The following is a 16,963-nucleotide window of genomic DNA, read 5'->3' as shown; positions in this document are numbered from 1 at the left end:
CTGGTTCGCCGGGGGTGCGGGGAGTACGGAGCCTGCCCGTCCCTGTCGGCTGACCGCGACAGGGCCCGGTGGTGGCCATCGGTTCGGAGAGGCAGCAAAAGCGCTGACTGTCTGTCCAGACCGGTTTCGAGAGGGAGCCCGCGAGGGTCTCCAGTAAATCTCCGTGTGCAGGATGTCCCTGATGTCACTCACACTTACAGCAACACTCCGGCATCAGCCGGCATCCTGCACCCCTCATACCGCCAGGCGGAAACGCCGTGGCGCTATCGGTGTTTCGTCCTCCCCCGCCGGGGGAGGTGTCCCGCAGGGACGGAGGGGGAATGGTGCAGGATGAGACGCCGATACCCCCCTTCGGCCCGCGGCCTTGCCGCGGCCCACTTCCCCCCCGGCGGGGGAAGACGAAAGCGGCGCTGACACCCGGGACCACCGGTCTCGCAACCGCGACTGCGCGCCGGCCCTTATGGGCCGCCCCATCGGAGGCGTCCGCGAAGCGGACTGCCGTGAGATCAGACACTTTCTCCCGCGGGGAAAGCCGATAGGCGGCGTGTGCAAGTACATCGGGATCACAGGCCCGCCCCCATTTGCCGCATGGTCATGCACTTACCCGTCCGGCACATAATCCTCCCAGCAGAAGGAGTGCGTCCCATGGCCGTTCGTATCACCCATTTTTCCGACACGCTGTGTGTCTGGGCCTTTCTCGGACACAGGCGTGTGGAGGAGCTGATCGAGCAGTATGGGGACGATATAGAGATCGAGACGCGATATTGCTCGGTCTTTCCGGATGCCTGGAGCAAGATAGTGGACAAATGGGGCGCCGATGACGGTTTCGAGGCCTTCGGCCGGCATCTGCACAAAGTCGCGGCGGATTTTCCCCATATCAGCCTGCACCCCGACCTCTGGCAGACGGCACGACCGCGCAGCTCGTCGGCGCCCCATCTCTACCTCAAGGCCGTCCAGTTGATCGAGGATGCGAATTTGCCCTGGCGGGCACGCCTTTCCACCCGGGCCGACTGGGCCATGCGGCGGGCGTTTTTCGAAGAGGCCCGGGACATTTCCGACTGGTCCGTTCTCGATGCGGTGCTTGAGGAAACCGGTATCGACCCGGAAGCGGTCGCGAAGAGGATCCGCTCATCGGAAGCTGTGGCGCGCCTCGCCGCCGACTATCATCTGTGCGGTCAGCTGGGCATCACCGGCAGCCCGACCCTGGTCCTCAATGAAGGCCGCCAGACCCTGTTCGGCAATGTCGGTTACAGGCTGATCGAAGCCAATGTCCAGGAACTGCTGCGCAGCCCGGCCAGCGAAGACGCCAGCTGGTGCTGAGAAATAGTGCCAGACCTCCCTCCAGGCCAGTGGATGAACGACGCGCGCCTCGCGAAATCGTCATCGCCCGGTGAGCGCCCGGAACATTGCCGGTGACGGGGCCGCCTCCCACCTGAGGCGCCAATCAACAACAGGCGGAGCTCCCGACATGCACAAGGTCTATGACGTCATCATCATCGGTGGCGGCAATGCCGGTTTCGGCGCCTCCTCGGTTCTGGCCGAGGGCGGCAAATCCATCGCTTTCATCGAAGAGGACGCCTTCGGCGGAACCTGCCCCAATCGCGGCTGTACGCCGAAAAAGGTTCTGGTGGCCGCGGCCGCGTCGCTCGATGCCATCGCCCGCGCCTCTGCGCACGGGATCGAGGTCGGCACGCCGAAACTCGACTGGGCGGCACTGATCGACCGCAAGGACGAGATGATCGGATTCATCCCCGGGGCCATGACCGGCGTCGCCGAAAAGCGCGGCGACGTCTATCGCGGACGCGCACGCTTTACCGGCACAAACACGGTCGCTGTCGGCGACGACATTCTGGAAGCCAGGGACATCATTATCGCCACCGGCTCCAAGCCGCGCCCCCTGTCCCTGCCCGGCGCGGAGCTGTTGATCACCTCCGACGAGATACTCTCCCAACGCGAACAGCCGGACGAGGTCGTCTTCATCGGCGGCGGCGTGATCGCGATGGAATTTTCCCACGTCTACGCCCGTGCCGGAACCAAGGTGACGATCCTGGAAGCGATGCCGCAATTGCTGCCGCGCATGGATGTGGACGCGGTTGCGCAAGTGCGGGCCGAGACCGAGCGCCTGGGCGTGACCGTTCTTACCGGCGTTTCGGTGAAAGCCGTCCTTAAAGCCGGAGCGCGGCGGCAGGTCGTGTTCGAGCTCGACGACCAGGAACACACGGTCGACGCCGATGCCGTGATCAATGGCGCGGGCCGTGTCGCCAATGTCGACGGACTGGATCTGAAGGCAGCCGGCCTCGTGCATGACGGCGTCCGTATCGATGTGCACCCGCATCTTCAGTCGACCAGCAATCCATCTGTCTGGGTCGCGGGCGACGCGCTCGTCCACTCGGCCCAGCTTTCGCCGATCGCGACCCATGAAGGCCAGACCGTCGGCCGCAATATCATCGAAGGCACGACGACCGCCCCGGACTATTTCGCCATTCCCAGCAGTGTTTACACCGTTCCGAGCTTTGCCAGCGTGGGTCTGACCGAAGCCGGGGCCCGCGAAAAGACCGGCAATCTCCGCGTGGCCGTCAATGACATGTCGGGCTGGTTCTCCGGAAAGTCCTATGCCGAGACAGCAGCCTGGTCGAAAGTCCTCGTGGATGAAGACACGGACCGCATCCTCGGCGCCCATATGGTCGGACACCATGCCGACGATCTCATCCACCTCTTCGCCTTCGCGATGAAACACGGCATTGCGGCCTCGGCGCTGAAGGAGACGATCTACGCCTTTCCGAGCTTCGCCTCGGACGTGAAAAACCTGCTTTGAAGGAGGGGGCCTTGGCGCCCCGCTCCCGGCACGAACTCGCCTCGCTCACGCCCCAAACTGAAAGCAGGCTCTTGCGTTAATGCGTGGGTATGCTTTTCATGGGAAATAATTCGAAACTAGCGAGTTCGACGATGGAATTTCACCGCACCAAGCGCTTGCCGCCTTATGTATTCGAAGAAGTGAATCGCCTGAAGGCTGAATTGCGGGCAAATGGTGCGGATATCATCGATTTCGGGATGGGAAATCCCGATCTGCCGACCCCGCCTCACATTCTCGACAAGCTCAAGGAGACGGCGGAGAAACCGCGCACCAACCAGTATTCGGCCTCCCGCGGCATTCCCGGACTGCGCAAGGCGCAGGCGCGCTATTACAAGCGACGCTTCGACGTGGATCTCGATCCGGACCGCGAAGTGATCGTCACGCTGGGTTCCAAGGAAGGCTTCGCCAATCTCGCCCAGGCCATCACCGCGCCGGGCGATGTCATCCTCTCGCCCAGCCCGTCCTATCCGATTCACACCTTCGGCTTCCTTATCGCCGGCGGCACGATCCGTCATGTCGAGGCGCCCTCGCCGGACGCCTATCTGCGCGGCCTTGAGCATGCGGCGCGGCACTCGGTCCCCAGCCCGATCGCGGTCGTGGTCTGCTTTCCGTCCAATCCGACGGCGCAAACGGCCTCGCTCGATTTCTACAAGGACGTGGTCAAGTTCGCGCAGAAGCACGATCTGCTCATCCTCTCCGATCTCGCCTATGCCGAGATCTATTTCGGGGACACGCCGCCACCTTCCATGCTCCAGGTCGAGGGCGCACGCGAGCGGACGATCGAGTTCACCTCCATGTCCAAGACCTATTCCATGGCCGGTTTCCGCGTCGGCTTCGCCGCCGGATCAGAAAAACTGGTGGGCGCTCTGGCGCGGGTGAAATCCTATCTCGATTACGGCGCCTATACGCCGGTACAGGTCGCCGCCTGCGCCGCACTGGACGGCCCGCAGGACTGCGTCGACGACGCCCGGGCGATCTACAAGCACCGCCGCGACGCTCTGGTGGAAAGTTTCGGCCGGGCCGGCTGGGATATCCCGCCACCCGACGCCTCCATGTTCGCCTGGGCGCCGCTGCCCGCCGGCTGCGAGGAGATGGGTTCGCTGGAATTTTCCAAGCAGTTGATGGAGGAGGCCGGCGTCGCCGTCGCCCCGGGCATAGGTTTCGGCGAGCACGGCGAAGGCTATGTGCGCCTCGCCCTCGTGGAGAACGAGCAACGCATCCGCCAGGCCGCCCGCGGCGTGGCGGACTTTCTCAAGACCAGACAACCGAAAATCCGGGCCGTCTGAGACGGTTTATGGTGAAAGTCCGTGGCCAGCCCACGCCCCCGGCCCAACCACCCAGAATGGTACCCTTGCGGATGTTTGGGCCAGGGGCGTGGGCCGACGCCGCCTTAATGGGACCCCAAAACCAAAATCCGGGCCGTCTGAGACGGCCCGGATCGGTCACACCGGCCGGGATGGGGCGTAAAGCCGGCGAGAAAAGTCCTAGAAATAGTGACGGATCACCGTGGAGTGAGCCCAGATGCCACCCGCCTTGGCCCGCGAACGGCGGCGGCGCATCCGCGCCTGCATCACATCGCGCGCTTCGGTCAGGGAGGGCATCGGCTTGGCTTCCGGCTTCTGCGCTTCCAGCTCGTCGCGGTGGGCGACGAAGTCCGCATAGGCTTCCAGTTCCGGAGCCAGACCGGCCGTAACGATCTCGATCATGATGGCATCGTCGACATACCCGATACCGGGCGTCGCATCGGGGATGAGGTCGTCCGGGTCGGCGAAATAGGCCAGCGTATTGACGATACGCTCGCGGTCCTCGCCTTCCAGCTTCCAGTCGCCGTCGTCGAGCATGGCGATCAGCGGGCCGAGCTTGCGGATGCGCGACTTGACGAATGCCGGCGGTTTGGAGGCCAGCGCCTTGTCCATCATGTCGGCAACGCCCGCCAGAACGCGGCCCTCATCGGCCTCGGCGAAAGCTTCGCTGGACCGGTCGAGCTGCTCCCGGAAAAAGTCGAGGTCCGCCTGGGACAGTTCGAACTCGACTTTGAGGGTCTCGGTGGACGTGGAGGTCATGATGTGCGGGCACCTTTGATTGCCAATTGATGATGGCCTCTTCTCCCATGCCGCCCCGTCCCCCGATAGCGGGAACGGGGCGATCCCGGTCCCCCGGGACGCCCGATCCGGGCCGTCCCGGCCTGCGCGCCTTGCTTACGCCGTCTTAACCACGCAGCCAGATCACGCTCCGGAGCGACCGGGTCGCGTGGTAGTCTTCGAGCATGAATATCGCCTTCAATACCGCCGCCGCCGGCATGATCGCTGCCCAGAACCAGGCCGGTGCGGCTGCCCAGAATGTCGTCCACGCGGCATCGAAGGGAGAGGAAGGCGTCATTCAGGCCATGATCGCGGTGAAACGCGCTGAACATGCGCACGCCGCCTCCGCGGCCATGGTCAAGGTCGCTAGCGACATGACGGATACCCTGCTGGACATCACCGTCTAGCCGGGCTCCCGAAATCGGCGGGTGGCCGGTGGGCGTCATCCCCTCGCCCGTTGTCTCCATTGGCGTGTAGTCGATGCGGGGGGATGACGAACCGGCACGCAAATCCGTTATCCCGCGATGACCGCACCCCTCTCGCATTTCCCCGCGAAACGGCCTAACTGAAGGCCATGACCCAATCCGTTACCGTCGACATCGTCGCCGACCTCGTCTGCCCCTGGTGCTGGCTCGGCAAGCGCAACTGGGACGCTGCCGTGAAGGATGTGCCCGAGGTCTCCGTCGAGACCATCTGGCGGCCCTATCAGCTCGATCCGACCCTGCCGCGCGGCGGCCAGCCCTATCGCGACTACATGAAGTCGAAATTCTCCGGCCCCGAGGCGAGCGAGCGCTGGAAGCAGATGCGCGCCTATCTGGAAGACGCCGCACCCGCGGCCGGCATCGCGTTCCGCTTCGACGATATCGCCGTCCGGCCCAACACGCTGGACGCTCATCGCCTGATGCGCTGGGCCGGAGGACAGGGCGTGTCCGGCAAGATGGCGGAAGCGCTGTTCTCGGCCTTTTTCGCGGAGGGCCGCGATATCGGCGACCGTGCTGTCCTGGCCGAGCTGGCCGAGGAAGCCGGCCTCGAGCGCAAGGTCGTCAGCGACCTGCTGGGAACCGAGCGCGACGAAAAAGCGGTCTGGGAAGAAGAGCTGTTTTACCGCAAGCTCGGCGTAAGCGGCGTGCCCACCTATATCTTCAACGGCCGTTTCGCCGTGTCCGGCGCGCAGGAGACCGGCGTCCTCGCGGATGCCATCCGGCAGGCCGTAAAGGAACCGGCCGAAACAGAATAACGCACCGACATTCAAACGGGGGAGACCATAATGTCCGCACTCGAAGGCGTCGCGCTCTATGCCGCGCTCAACCTGCTTCTCGTCATCCTGCTCGCCTATAATGTCACCCGGCACCGGCAGCGCGCAAAAGTCAGTATCGGAACCGGCGAAGACGCCGGCCTGGAACAGGCCTGCCGCGTCCATGGCAATGCGGTGGAATACATCCCGGTCGGGCTGATCGCGCTCGCCCTCCTGGCCCTGCTCGACACGAGCCCGATGATCATCCACGTGCTGGGCTTCGCCCTGACGCTGGGTCGCGGCCTGCACGCCTACGGCCTGCTGAGCAAGGCCGGGGTCTCTATGGGCCGTTTCATCGGCACGCTGCTGACCTGGCTGATGATTCTGGCCAGTGCCGGCCTCCTCATCTTCGCCGCTGTCACCTAAGCCATTGCCCGCAACGCCCGCCCGGCGCTATAGCCCGCCCATGACCCAAGCTCGCAACGCCCCCGATCCCGCCCGCCTGCAATCCATCGCAGACGACCTGATCGCCCTCGCCCGGAAATCCGGTGCCGATGCCGCCGAGGCCCTGCTCGGCGAATCCCGGCACCGCGAGGCGTCCGTAAGGGACGGCCGGCTCGAGGATGTGGAAGGCTCGGAATCGCTCGATGCCGGCGTCCGGGTCCTGGTCGGCAAGCGCCAGGCCGGGGTCGCCTTCTCCGACCTGTCCGAAGCGGGCCGGCGCATGGCTGTCGAACGGGCCGTGACCATGGCGAAGGCCGCACCCGAGGATCCCTGGGCCGGGCTCGCGGACGAGGAACGTCTCTGCCTCGAGCCGCCGCAGATCGACCTCTTCGAGGACGTCCAGTGGTCGCCGGACGAACTGGAAGCCCGTGCCAAGGCGGTCGAGGATGCCGCCCGGGCGGTCGAGGGCGTCACCAAGACCGATGCGGCCTTTGCGAGCTTCGGCCAGGGCGCGGCGGCCTATGCCACCACGACCGGCTTCAATGCGGGCTGGCGCAAGAGCCATTTCGGCTGGGGTGTCTCCGTCATAGCCGAAAAGGACGGGGCCATGGAGCGCGATTACGACGCCACCAGTGCCCGCCGGATTACCGATCTGCGCGATACGGATGTGGTCGGCCGCGAGGCCGGCGAGCGGACAGCGCGGCGTGTCGGCCCGAAGAAAATCGCCAGCGGCGTGAAGCCGGTCGTTTTCGACCGCCGCGTCGCCACGGCCTTCCTGAGCGCGCTGACCGGCGCCATCAGCGGGCCGTCCATCGCCCGCGGCGTGTCCTTCCTGCGCGAGAAGATGGGCGAGCAGATTTTCGCCCCGGGCATCACCATTACCGACGATCCGCATCGGGCCTGGGGTCACGGCTCGGCGCCCTTCGACGGCGAGGGGACGGTCAATGGCAAGAGCGACATCATTGCCGACGGCCGGCTGACGGGCTGGTTCCTCAACTCTGCCTCCGCCCGCCAGCTCGGCCTTGAGCCCAACGGCCATGCCCGCCGCAATATGGGCGGCCCGCCCGGCGCCGGCCCGACCAATCTCCATCTCCATGCCGGACAAAAGAGCCGCGCGGACCTTATCGGCGCGATCGATGAAGGCGTACTGGTCATGGAAATGTTCGGCCCGTCGCTGAACGCCAATACCGGCGACTGGTCGGTCGGTGTGTCCGGCTATCGCATCGCCGGCGGCAGGATCGACCACCCGGTCAGCGAAATTACCGTTGCCGGGAACCTGATCGACCTGTTCGGCCGCATCGTCCCCGCAGACGATCTGGAATTCCGCGGTGCGGTGAACAGCCCCAGCGTTTTCATTGACGCCATATCAATCGGTGGTCTTTAAGACCGCCGAAGCCTGAACCCGGAGCCCCCATCCATGGACAAGACCAAGATCAACAACCAGCTCCTGCACCTCGTCATCGGTGGCGAGCTGGTCTGCGTCGACCCGCACAATTGCGAATTCAAGGATCTCGACAATGTCGATTTCGTCGGCGCCTTCGGCAGCTATGAAGAAGCGCGCGCCGCCTGGAAAGGTGCCGCCCAGCGCACGGTGGATAACGCCCATATGCGCTATTTCATCATTCACGCCCACAAGCTTCTCGACCCGTCGGCCGAGAAGAAGGCCGACTAGCGAACCCGGCCCGGCGCGTTGAGCGAACCCCAAACCCAATCGACCGGCGCGCTCGGAGGCCGGCTCTGGCGGGACTGGATCGCGCCGCGCTGGCGCCTCCTTGCCCTCGCCATCCTGCTGTCGGCCATCACGGCGGCAGCGGCCTCCGGCTATGCCGGCCTGGTCGGCTGGGTGATCAGCCTGCTCAATGCCGCCGATCCGCGAGCACTGACCCTCGCGCCCTGGGTCATTCTCGGCGTCGGCGCGACCCGAGGCGTCAGCCTCTATCTGCAGACCATTCAGACCAACAAGCTCTCCCTGCTGACCATTCAGGCCCTGCAGGAAGCCATGTACGCCAAACTGGTCCGGGCCGACTTCGCACGACTGCAGTCTGAGAGCGTCGGCACGCTGATCTCGCGCTTCACCAACGACATGACGGTGCTGCGCGAGACCCTGGTCCGGCTCGCCAACAATCTCCTGCGCGATACGCTGACCATTGTCGGTGCGGTCGGCTGGATGCTTTACTGGGACTGGCAGCTCACACTGCTCATCCTGCTCGTCTATCCGGTCGCGGCGAGCCCGGTGATCCGGATCGGCCAGCGCATGCGCAAGACGTCCAGTACCGCGCAGCAGCAGATGGGCACAGTGACCAGCCTTCTGGAAGAAAGCTTCTCCGGCACGCGCATGGTGAAGACCTACGGGCTGGAAGACTACGAAACCCGTCGCGCCAACCGCTCATTTCTCGACCGGCTGAAACTCCTGCTCTCACTGACCGAGAACAAGGCCCGCGTCGATCCGATTCTGGAGATCGTCGGCGGCCTGGGATTTGCCGGCATGATCGCCTTTTCCGGCTGGCGCCTGATCAATGGCGAGACCGGCGTCGACGCCATTTTCGGCGTGATCGCCGGCGTCGGAGTCATGGCACCGGCCATCCGGGCGCTCGGCACCCTGAATGCTGTGGTACAGGAGGGCTTTGCGGCCCTCGACCGCATCTTCACCGTGCTGGACGAAATACCGGAAGTCACGGCAGCCATCGACGCGCCGGCGCTAAGGGTGAGCCAGGGCCGGGTCGAGCTGGACCATGTCGCCTTTGCCTATCCGGACGGGACGCATGCCCTGCACAACGTCTCCCTGAAGGCCGAACCGGGCCAGACGATCGCTCTTGTGGGTCCTTCGGGCTCCGGCAAATCCACCGTGCTCAATCTCCTGCCGCGTCTCTATGACCCGCAATCAGGCTCGGTCCGGATCGACGGAACGGATGTACGCTCTGTGTCGATCGGATCGCTGCGCAAGGCGATGGCGCTTGTAAGCCAGGATGTGACCCTGTTCGACGACACGGTCCGCGCCAATATCGCCTTCGGCGATCTCGAGGCCGAGGACGATGCGATCATCGCCGCCGCCAGGGCCGCCGATGCGCATGACTTCATCATGGACCTGCCCGACGGGTACGACAGCCCGGTGGGGCCGCGCGGCAGCAATCTCTCCGGCGGGCAGCGGCAACGCCTGTCGATCGCCAGAGCCATCCTGAAGAACGCGCCGATCCTGCTGTTGGACGAGGCCACGAGCGCACTCGACACCGAATCCGAGCGGAAGGTTCAGGCCGCCCTCGAACGCCTGTCCGAAGGACGCACGAGCCTTGTCATCGCCCACCGCCTCTCGACCGTGCGGGAAGCCGACTGGATCTATGTCATGGAAGAGGGCCGCGTCCGCGAACAGGGCAAGCATGACGAACTCGTCGCGCAAGGCGGCTTGTACGCCAAGCTCTGCCGCATGCAGTTCGGTGAAGATACGGGCAAGGCTTGACGCGCATACGGTCCAGAAGACCGGCTATTACTCCGCCGCGACATCGCCCACGCCGCCATGCGGCGATGCGGCCGGCAGGTGAACGGTGAAGACAGCCCCGGCGCCCGGTGCGCTTTCCACACGGATATCCCCGCCCATCAGCTCGGCGAGCTTGCGTGCGATCGGCAAGCCCAGACCGGTACCGCCATGCTTGCGGCTCATCTCGGACTCGCCCTGGGTGAAGGGCATGAAGATCCGGCTCATCAGGTCGGGATCCATGCCGGGACCGGTATCCGCCATCTCGAAGATCACGTCATGGCTGCCGGTTTCGTTCTGGCGGACCAGGCCACGCACGCGGATTTCGCCGCGCTCGGTGAACTTGACCGCATTGGAAAGAAGGTTGGACAGAATCTGGCGGATACGCGCCGGGTCGCCGACCACGTCGATATCGGCGCAAGGGTCGATTTCCAGATGCAGGTTCAGCCCCTTCTCGCCGGCCTTCAGGCGATAGGGGCCGATCACGTTCGACAGCAGCTGGGACGGGTTATAGGTGTCGTCCTGTACCTCGAAACGTCCCGACTCGATATTCGCGAGGTCCAGAATGTCGTTGAGGATATCCAGCAAGTCCCGGCCTGACTTCTCGATATTGCCGAGCATCTCGCGCTGGGCGGCGTCCAGCTCCGTGCTTGCGAGCAGCGAGGACATGCCGAGTACGCCATTGAGCGGCGTGCGGATCTCATGGCTCATCGTGGCGATGAATTTCGACTTGGCGCGGCTGGCTTCCGTTGCCTGCTGGCGGGCTTCGACGAGATCGTGGATATCCGTCATCGCGCCGACGAGCCGGATCGGATCGCCCTCCGGCGACCGGACCGCCTCCGCTCGTACGCGAAACCAGCGATGAGTGCCGCCGACCACGCGCAGACGAACCGACAGATCGAAGGGCCGCCCGCTCGCGAAATGCCCCTTCATCAGCGACTCGAAACGCGGCTTGTCATCGCAGTGGAGCAGATTGAGGAAATGATTGGAGGTGCCGGTGAATTCGCGCGCCTGATAGCCGAGCAGTTCGCGGCCGCGCGGCGAGATATAAATCTCGTCCGTCTCGACGCACCAGTCGATAATGCCGTCCGACGTCCCCTTGATGGCCAGTGCTGCGCGCTCGTCGGTCTCACGCGCCAGGATCACGCTGGTGAGACGGCGGCGGTAATGATTGAAGACGGCGAGCACTTCGTCGCCGATATCGATGGGACGCTTGAACAGTGCGACCGCGATCCCGATCGCCCGGGCACCGTCATAGAGCGGCACCCCGACATAGGCCTGCATGCCCATCTCACTCACGGCGAAATCGCGCGGGAAGTGAGAGGCGAGGCGGTCCTCATAGACCGTGGCACCGTTCTCCATCACCTCGGCACAGGGCGTGCCGGCGATCAGGTAGCAGAAATTCTCGGAGAAATCCCCGCTCGACGAGACGTGCAGCGTATGCATCCGGGTGCTGTTGGCATCGATCCGGGCGAGGAAGACGCAATCCGCGGCGAAAATTTCGCCCGCCTGCTGGACGAATGCCTTGAGAAAGGGTGCTCCGGATTCCCGTGAAAGCAGGAAATTCATCCGGTTCAGTCTTTCATTCGTCCTGTCCACTCGAACCGACAGATCCGGCATTTCGCCGCCCCTCCGTGACGCGCTGGAGCGCACCGCAACAACGGCGCGCCTTGAACGTGGTTAACGAGGGTTAATGTGACTCAGACCTGTGGAAAACGAGTCGTCATATGTGATGATTCCGGTAGTTATAAAAAATCTGATGCCGGCTACTCGCGCCGAAGCACCCGTTCCGTCAGGAAGTTGCCCCACCAGCTCGACATGAATCCGGACTGCACTTCGTCTCGATCGTAGACCGTTTCGACCCATTGCATGAAATCGATCGGCGCCTTCTCGTTGTAGGCACGGTAGGTCTCGAAGAAATAGTCGAGCACCCCTGTCTTGCCGGCTTTGACATGCAGGTATTTCAGCGACAGATGCTGGATCGCCTCGTCATAGGGCAGCTTCAGCCGGGTCAGGCAGTAGAGGACCGAGATCAGGCCCGCGCGGTCCGCGCCGGACTTGCAATGGATGAGCGCGGGATAGGCGATCTCGTCGAATATCCGGACGGCCCGCTGCATCCGGTCGACATAGGGCGCTTCCCGGGACCCGAACGGCATGTCGATCATGGTCAGACCCAGTCGCTCGCAGGCCTCTCGCTCGAGATCGTAATAACAGACGCCCGGCTGGGTACCGCGAATATTCAGGATGGTCTTGAAGCCCTGTCCGGCCAGATGCTCCAGCCGGTCCGGAGACGGCTGATTGGCCCGCCACATACCGCCGCCGACCTCGTGCATATTGTGAAAGCGCTGTCGCAGGATGCCGTGATCCTTCCACAGATAATCGCTCCAGGCGCGCTGACGGTCTTTCGGATCGGTGAGGTCGTAGGGCATAAGATGTCTTTCCTGCTGCGAGGCATTTAGGCTGAGCAGCCCGGCGAAGCAACCGCGCGCCGTGCTTGACGTTTTCGCCGGTGGGGGTGAGCTAGGGGCCGCGATGCTTAAACGACTTCTTTCCCAAGCCTGGGCGCAGGAACTGGTAGCCTTCCTCGCTCTGATTTATGTTGAAACCGTTCGTCATTCGATCCGGTGGGAAGTCCGCAATGCGCATATCCCTCAGCAGATCTGGGACGAGCGCCAGGCCATACTCGGTTGCGTTTGGCACGGGCGCGTCCTGATGGCGCTGCAAGGCTGGAACCGGCAGCGCGACCGCATGATCGCCCTCGCCTCCCGCTCGCGCGAAGGCGATATCGGCTCCCGCTTTGCCCGCTGGTACAAGGTCGGCGTGGTACGCGGCTCCTCGCGCAATGCCCGCAAGCCGGAAGCCAACAAGGGCGGCGAGGCCGCCTATCGCGCCATGGTGAAACATCTGTCGGGCGGCGGCTGCGGCGCGGTTACGCCCGATGGTCCCCGCGGTCCCCGCATGCGAGCCGGCTTCGGCGCCGTCCGGATGGCTCGCGACACCGGCGTCCCCATACTCCCCTTCACCTGGTCGACACGCCGCAAGACGATCCTCCGCCGGGCCTGGGATCATCACATGCTGCCGCACTATTTCACACGCGGCATCATCATCTGGGGCACGCCCATCCATGTTGCCGCGGATGCGAGCCAGGCCGATCTCGAGGCCGCACGGCAGGCCTTGGAAAACCAGCTCAACACGCTCAGCCGTGAAGCCGACGAAGCCGTCGGCGGCGAAAACGTCCTCCCGGCGGACGAGCACCGCCCCGGCACGGGGTCTTCGGAGACACAGGCGTGAGCGTTCCTCCAGCCCTCGGATGGTATCGCGGGCTGACCCGGCTCGTCGCGTCGCTGGTACCGACAATCCTGTCGCAGCGCGCCAAGTCCGGCAAGGAAGACCCGGCGCGCCGCAATGAGCGGCTCGGCCGTCCGGCCGAGCCTCGCCCGGACGGAACGCTGGTCTGGATGCACGGGGCGAGCGTCGGCGAGAGCCTCGTCCTGGCAACCCTCGTGGACGAACTCGCCGCTTGGCGCCCGGACCTGTATTTCCTTGTCACGACCGGTACCACAACATCGGCGGAGCTCCTGGCCAAACGCCTGCCCGAGCGTGCCCGGCACCAATACGTCCCGGTCGACACTCCCGCCGCCGTCAGCCGCTTTCTCGACCATTGGCGCCCCGACCTCTCGGTCTTCGCGGAAAGCGAGCTCTGGCCGAACCTGATCACGGCGACGGCCGAACGCGGCATACCTATGGCGCTCGTCAATGCCCGCATGAACGAAAAGTCGCTCAGGAACTGGAATCGCCGCGCGGATACGGCCCGCTACCTGCTGGGCTGTTTCGACTGGATCGGCGCCGCCGACACGCGAACGCGCAACGGGCTGGAGGACTTGCTGGGCAAGACGGTCGAGCTGTCCGGCAATCTCAAGCTGGAGGCCGCCCCGGCGCCGCCTTCTCCCCGCATACTCTCGCAATTGCGCGTCGATGTTGCGGGGCGACCGGTCTGGCTCGCCGCTTCCACGCATGAGGGCGAGGACGAGATCATTCTGGACGCCCACCGGGAGCTGCTCGGCAGCCACCCCTACGGTCTCCTGATCCTGGCGCCCCGCCACCCGGAACGCGGCGATGCCCTCGCCCAGCTTCTCAAACGGCGTCATGTCGATTTCGCCCGCCGGTCGAAAGGCGAGATTCCGGCGACCAAGGATACCGTCTGGCTGGCGGACACGCTCGGCGAGATGCCGCTCTGGTTTGCGATCGCGCGCGCTGCCTTCGTCGCGGGCAGCCTCCAGCCGGATATCGGGGGGCACAATCCGGTCGAGGCGAGCCAGGCCGGCTGCTCGGTCATTACCGGTCCGCACGTGGCCAGTTTCGAAGATCTCTATCGCGCCTATCGCAAGCACAGCGCCATGCAGGAAGCCGGGGATGCGCGAGCGATCGCCGCCGCCGTGGACCGGGTCTGGAAGGGCGAAGGGCCTCCGTCTTACAATGCGGACGCCGCCCTGCGCGAGGCCTCCGGCGGCGCCCTGGACATCACCCTCGAAGCGCTTGCCGAGCTCCTGCCCGAAGCGGACGGCGGAGAGACCACGGATGCGTGAACCGGCCTTCTGGCGAACCGATGGCGGGCGCGGATCGGGCGCTCTGGCGCGTGCCCTGCTGACCCCTCTCGGCTGGCTCTACGCGTGGGCAGGCGCCCGGCGCATCCGCACCACGACGCCGCACCCGGCGCCCGTCCCGGTCATCTGCGTCGGCAATCTCACCGTCGGCGGCGTCGGCAAGACCCCGGTCTCGCAAACCCTGCTCGCGCGCCTCGCCGCATTTGGCCATACGCCCGCCGCCCTTTCGCGCGGCTATGGCGGCCGGCTCAAGGGGCCGGTCGAAGTCGATGTCGCGCAGCACACCGCCGCGGAGGTCGGTGACGAGCCGCTTCTGCTCGCGCGCAGCGCCAGGGCATGGATCAGCCGCGAACGGCCGTCCGGCGCCGAAGCGGCCGCCGCAGCCGGCTGCGACGTCATCGTCATGGATGACGGCCACCAGAATCCGACGCTGGAAAAAAGCCTGTCCATCGTGGTCGTCGACAACGCAACGGGCTGGGGCCCCGGACCGGTCTTCCCGGCCGGCCCGCTGCGCGAGCCTGTCGATACCGGGCTGGCCCGCGCGGATGCGGTTATCGTCATGACCCGCGACCGGGACACCATCCCGGACTATCACCGCCTCCGGCTCGACGCGCTTGAAATCCCGGTCTTCCACGCCTGGCTGTCCCCCTCCGCGCCGCCGCCGGAGGGCAAGCTCCTCGCCTTTGCGGGGATCGGGCGGCCGCAGAAATTCTTCGATGCACTGGTCGCGGGCGGCGGCCAGCTCGCCGAGACGGCCACCTTCCCGGATCATCACCCCTATTCCGCGACGGACCTCGACCGCCTGTTCAGCCTCGCCGGCCATCATGCGGCCCGGCTGATCACGACGGAGAAAGACTGGGTCCGCCTGCCCGAAAGCGCCCGCGAACGCATACTCGCCTGGCCCGTCCGGGCCGAGTTCGCGAACCCGGCCGCACTGGACGGGCTGTTGCGGGACGTTATGGACGGCACGGCCCGGGACGGCTAAATCCCTGTCATGATTGATGCCCAGCGCAATGCGTCCCTGATGACCCGTATCGGCTGGCGGTTCGAAGCCGCCGCCTGGGATGCCTATGCCGCCTGGTACCGCGCCAAGGGGATAGACAAGGCCTCCGACGCCGCCGGGGACCTCCTGCGCAAGCTCGGCCCGCTTACTTCCACGCACAAGATTGCGCGCATCAATATGCAGCGCTGCTTCCCGAATGCCCTCGAGCCGGAAATCGACCGGCTGCTCGGCGGAATGTGGGAGAATTTCGGCCGTCTCGCCGGCGAGATGCCGCATCTGGGCGTCTTCGCGGGACCAGAATTCAACGACCGGGTCGATTTCATCGGGCGCGAACGGCTGGAGGCGGCCCGCGATGCCGGCCAGCCCCTGGTCATCATTTCGATGCACCACTCCAACTGGGAGATCGCGGCTGCAGCGATCAGCCAGACCGGGCTTCCCTGCCACATCACCTACCGGCCCGCCAACAATCTCCTGATCGACGAGCGGATCTCGAACATGCGCGTCGGCTATGGCGTCAAGACTCTGACGGCGAAAGGCGGCGACGGCGCGAAGGCACTCATGCAGGCCCTCAAGGCCGGCGAAAGCGTCGCGCTGATGAACGACCAGAAGATGAATGACGGGGTCGAGGCCCCTTTCTTCGGTCACCCGTCGATGACCGCGCCCGGTCCGACCCGCCTGGCGATGCGCTATGGCTGCCCCCTCGTTCCGCTTTCGGTGCGCCGCATCGGCGGGGCGCGTTTCCGGGTCGAGGTGCACGAGCCGATCGAGCTCTCCCAAAACCCCGACAAGCCCGCCGCCATCGTCGAGACGGTGACGCGCATCAATCAATGGGTGGAAAGCGAGATCCGCAAGGCGCCGGAACAATGGTTCTGGGTCCACCGCCGCTGGGCGAAGGACGTATACCGCACCGGTTGAGGCCATTCGCCCCGCCTGCCCTGTCACCGTCCGTCTCTCTTCCCCCGCTCGCGGGGGAAGTGGGCCGGCGCGAAGCGATATCTCCGAGGTCCTTCCCCTTGATGGGGACGGAGGGGGTGAAACGCGAAGCGTTCCTTTTTTGCTGAAGTCACCCACTCCACCCCGCCTTCGGCGCGGTCCCCCTCGCCCATCAAGGGCGAGCTTGAAGCACCGATATCGCCACGACCTTCCGGCCTGGCGGTATGAGGGGTGCAGGATGCCGGCTGATGCCGGAGTGTTGCTGTAAGTGTGAGTGACATCAGGGACATCCTGCACACGGAGATTTACCGGAGCCCTCACGGGCTCCCTCTCGAAACCGG

16 protein-coding genes are annotated in these 16,963 nt (G+C 65.1%); 13 read left to right on the top strand and 3 right to left on the bottom strand.

Going from position 1 to position 16,963, the window contains the following annotated elements:
- The first annotated feature begins 645 nt into the window (after positions 1-645).
- The 3 genes from AC13HB_RS00235 (at position 646) to AC13HB_RS00225 (ending at position 4,140) form a co-directional block, all read left to right on the top strand.
- The gene (locus tag AC13HB_RS00235; protein WP_482947705.1) at positions 646-1,320 is read left to right on the top strand and encodes a DsbA family oxidoreductase; all 675 of its coding nucleotides are present in this window, start codon (positions 646-648) and stop codon (positions 1,318-1,320) included.
- Between the two features lie 148 nt (positions 1,321-1,468).
- Positions 1,469-2,815: a dihydrolipoyl dehydrogenase family protein gene (locus AC13HB_RS00230; protein ID WP_482947704.1), complete on the top strand. Its 1,347-nt coding sequence runs from the start codon at positions 1,469-1,471 to the stop codon at positions 2,813-2,815.
- A gap of 131 nt (positions 2,816-2,946) precedes the next feature.
- Positions 2,947-4,140 carry an LL-diaminopimelate aminotransferase gene (locus AC13HB_RS00225; protein ID WP_482947703.1) on the top strand — a complete coding sequence of 398 codons (1,194 nt, stop codon included), beginning with the start codon at positions 2,947-2,949 and terminating at the stop codon, positions 4,138-4,140.
- 198 nt (positions 4,141-4,338) lie between these two features.
- On the opposite strand, the gene AC13HB_RS00220 is transcribed toward AC13HB_RS00225, so the two are convergent.
- Positions 4,339-4,917, bottom strand: a complete 579-nt coding sequence (locus AC13HB_RS00220; protein ID WP_482947702.1) for a YkvA family protein — start codon at positions 4,915-4,917, stop codon at positions 4,339-4,341.
- 203 nt (positions 4,918-5,120) lie between these two features.
- Here AC13HB_RS00220 and AC13HB_RS00215 point away from each other — a divergent pair, with 203 nt between their 5' ends.
- The 6 genes from AC13HB_RS00215 (at position 5,121) to AC13HB_RS00190 (ending at position 10,067) form a co-directional block, all read left to right on the top strand.
- Positions 5,121-5,342, top strand: a complete 222-nt coding sequence (locus AC13HB_RS00215; protein WP_482947701.1) for a hypothetical protein — start codon at positions 5,121-5,123, stop codon at positions 5,340-5,342.
- Between the two features lie 167 nt (positions 5,343-5,509).
- A complete protein-coding gene (locus tag AC13HB_RS00210; RefSeq protein ID WP_482947700.1) occupies positions 5,510-6,172 on the top strand; it encodes a DsbA family oxidoreductase in 663 nt (220 codons plus the stop codon).
- 30 nt (positions 6,173-6,202) lie between these two features.
- The gene (locus tag AC13HB_RS00205; protein ID WP_482947699.1) at positions 6,203-6,595 is read left to right on the top strand and encodes an MAPEG family protein; all 393 of its coding nucleotides are present in this window, start codon (positions 6,203-6,205) and stop codon (positions 6,593-6,595) included.
- Positions 6,596-6,635: 40 nt separating this feature from the next.
- Positions 6,636-7,997, top strand: coding sequence for a TldD/PmbA family protein (locus AC13HB_RS00200; RefSeq protein WP_482947698.1), 1,362 nt, complete (start codon positions 6,636-6,638; stop codon positions 7,995-7,997).
- 33 nt (positions 7,998-8,030) lie between these two features.
- Positions 8,031-8,285, top strand: a complete 255-nt coding sequence (locus AC13HB_RS00195; RefSeq protein WP_482947697.1) for a DUF4170 domain-containing protein — start codon at positions 8,031-8,033, stop codon at positions 8,283-8,285.
- Positions 8,286-8,303: 18 nt separating this feature from the next.
- A complete protein-coding gene (locus AC13HB_RS00190) occupies positions 8,304-10,067 on the top strand; it encodes an ABC transporter ATP-binding protein (RefSeq protein ID WP_482947696.1) in 1,764 nt (587 codons plus the stop codon).
- 27 nt (positions 10,068-10,094) lie between these two features.
- Here the strand turns inward: AC13HB_RS00190 and AC13HB_RS00185 are convergent, their stop codons facing one another.
- Together AC13HB_RS00185 and AC13HB_RS00180 are read right to left on the bottom strand one after the other, a co-directional pair.
- Positions 10,095-11,702, bottom strand: a complete 1,608-nt coding sequence (locus tag AC13HB_RS00185; protein WP_482947695.1) for an ATP-binding protein — start codon at positions 11,700-11,702, stop codon at positions 10,095-10,097.
- Positions 11,703-11,848: 146 nt separating this feature from the next.
- Positions 11,849-12,511 carry a protein tyrosine phosphatase family protein gene (locus tag AC13HB_RS00180; RefSeq protein ID WP_482947694.1) on the bottom strand — a complete coding sequence of 221 codons (663 nt, stop codon included), beginning with the start codon at positions 12,509-12,511 and terminating at the stop codon, positions 11,849-11,851.
- A 103-nt stretch (positions 12,512-12,614) separates the two neighbouring features.
- Here AC13HB_RS00180 and AC13HB_RS00175 point away from each other — a divergent pair, with 103 nt between their 5' ends.
- Genes AC13HB_RS00175 through AC13HB_RS00160 form a run of 4 tightly spaced genes read left to right on the top strand, consistent with a single transcriptional unit; the run spans position 12,615 to position 16,604 of the window.
- A complete protein-coding gene (locus AC13HB_RS00175; protein WP_482947693.1) occupies positions 12,615-13,373 on the top strand; it encodes a lysophospholipid acyltransferase family protein in 759 nt (252 codons plus the stop codon).
- Entirely contained in the window at positions 13,370-14,668 is a 1,299-nt protein-coding gene (locus tag AC13HB_RS00170) for a 3-deoxy-D-manno-octulosonic acid transferase (RefSeq protein WP_482947692.1), read from the top strand. The genes AC13HB_RS00175 and AC13HB_RS00170 overlap by 4 nt, the downstream gene beginning before the upstream one ends.
- Positions 14,661-15,671, top strand: coding sequence for a tetraacyldisaccharide 4'-kinase (gene lpxK / locus AC13HB_RS00165; RefSeq protein WP_482947691.1), 1,011 nt, complete (start codon positions 14,661-14,663; stop codon positions 15,669-15,671). Before AC13HB_RS00170 ends, lpxK begins: the two co-directional genes overlap by 8 nt.
- 9 nt (positions 15,672-15,680) lie before the next feature.
- Positions 15,681-16,604, top strand: coding sequence for a lysophospholipid acyltransferase family protein (locus tag AC13HB_RS00160; protein ID WP_482947690.1), 924 nt, complete (start codon positions 15,681-15,683; stop codon positions 16,602-16,604).
- Positions 16,605-16,963: the final 359 nt, after the last annotated feature.

It is taken from the genome of Maricaulis sp. B-26, assembly GCF_056857855.1.
The sequence above is the reverse complement of the archived record's forward strand: the minus strand, read 5'-3'. Positions and strand labels throughout refer to the sequence as shown.

Bases quoted from the DNA above. Each gene is read 5' to 3' on its own strand.
- lpxK (WP_482947691.1), top strand. From the start codon at position 14,661: ATGCGTGAACCGGCCTTCTGGCGAACCGATGGCGGGCGCGGATCGGGC.
- AC13HB_RS00195 (WP_482947697.1), top strand. From the start codon at position 8,031: ATGGACAAGACCAAGATCAACAACCAGCTCCTGCACCTCGTCATCGGT.
- AC13HB_RS00225 (WP_482947703.1), top strand. From the start codon at position 2,947: ATGGAATTTCACCGCACCAAGCGCTTGCCGCCTTATGTATTCGAAGAA.
- AC13HB_RS00230 (WP_482947704.1), top strand. From the start codon at position 1,469: ATGCACAAGGTCTATGACGTCATCATCATCGGTGGCGGCAATGCCGGT.
- AC13HB_RS00220 (WP_482947702.1), bottom strand. From the start codon at position 4,917: ATGACCTCCACGTCCACCGAGACCCTCAAAGTCGAGTTCGAACTGTCC.
- AC13HB_RS00160 (WP_482947690.1), top strand. From the start codon at position 15,681: ATGATTGATGCCCAGCGCAATGCGTCCCTGATGACCCGTATCGGCTGG.
- AC13HB_RS00175 (WP_482947693.1), top strand. From the start codon at position 12,615: ATGCTTAAACGACTTCTTTCCCAAGCCTGGGCGCAGGAACTGGTAGCC.
- AC13HB_RS00215 (WP_482947701.1), top strand. From the start codon at position 5,121: ATGAATATCGCCTTCAATACCGCCGCCGCCGGCATGATCGCTGCCCAG.
- AC13HB_RS00205 (WP_482947699.1), top strand. From the start codon at position 6,203: ATGTCCGCACTCGAAGGCGTCGCGCTCTATGCCGCGCTCAACCTGCTT.
- AC13HB_RS00185 (WP_482947695.1), bottom strand. From the start codon at position 11,702: ATGCCGGATCTGTCGGTTCGAGTGGACAGGACGAATGAAAGACTGAAC.
- AC13HB_RS00180 (WP_482947694.1), bottom strand. From the start codon at position 12,511: ATGCCCTACGACCTCACCGATCCGAAAGACCGTCAGCGCGCCTGGAGC.
- AC13HB_RS00235 (WP_482947705.1), top strand. From the start codon at position 646: ATGGCCGTTCGTATCACCCATTTTTCCGACACGCTGTGTGTCTGGGCC.
- AC13HB_RS00200 (WP_482947698.1), top strand. From the start codon at position 6,636: ATGACCCAAGCTCGCAACGCCCCCGATCCCGCCCGCCTGCAATCCATC.
- AC13HB_RS00210 (WP_482947700.1), top strand. From the start codon at position 5,510: ATGACCCAATCCGTTACCGTCGACATCGTCGCCGACCTCGTCTGCCCC.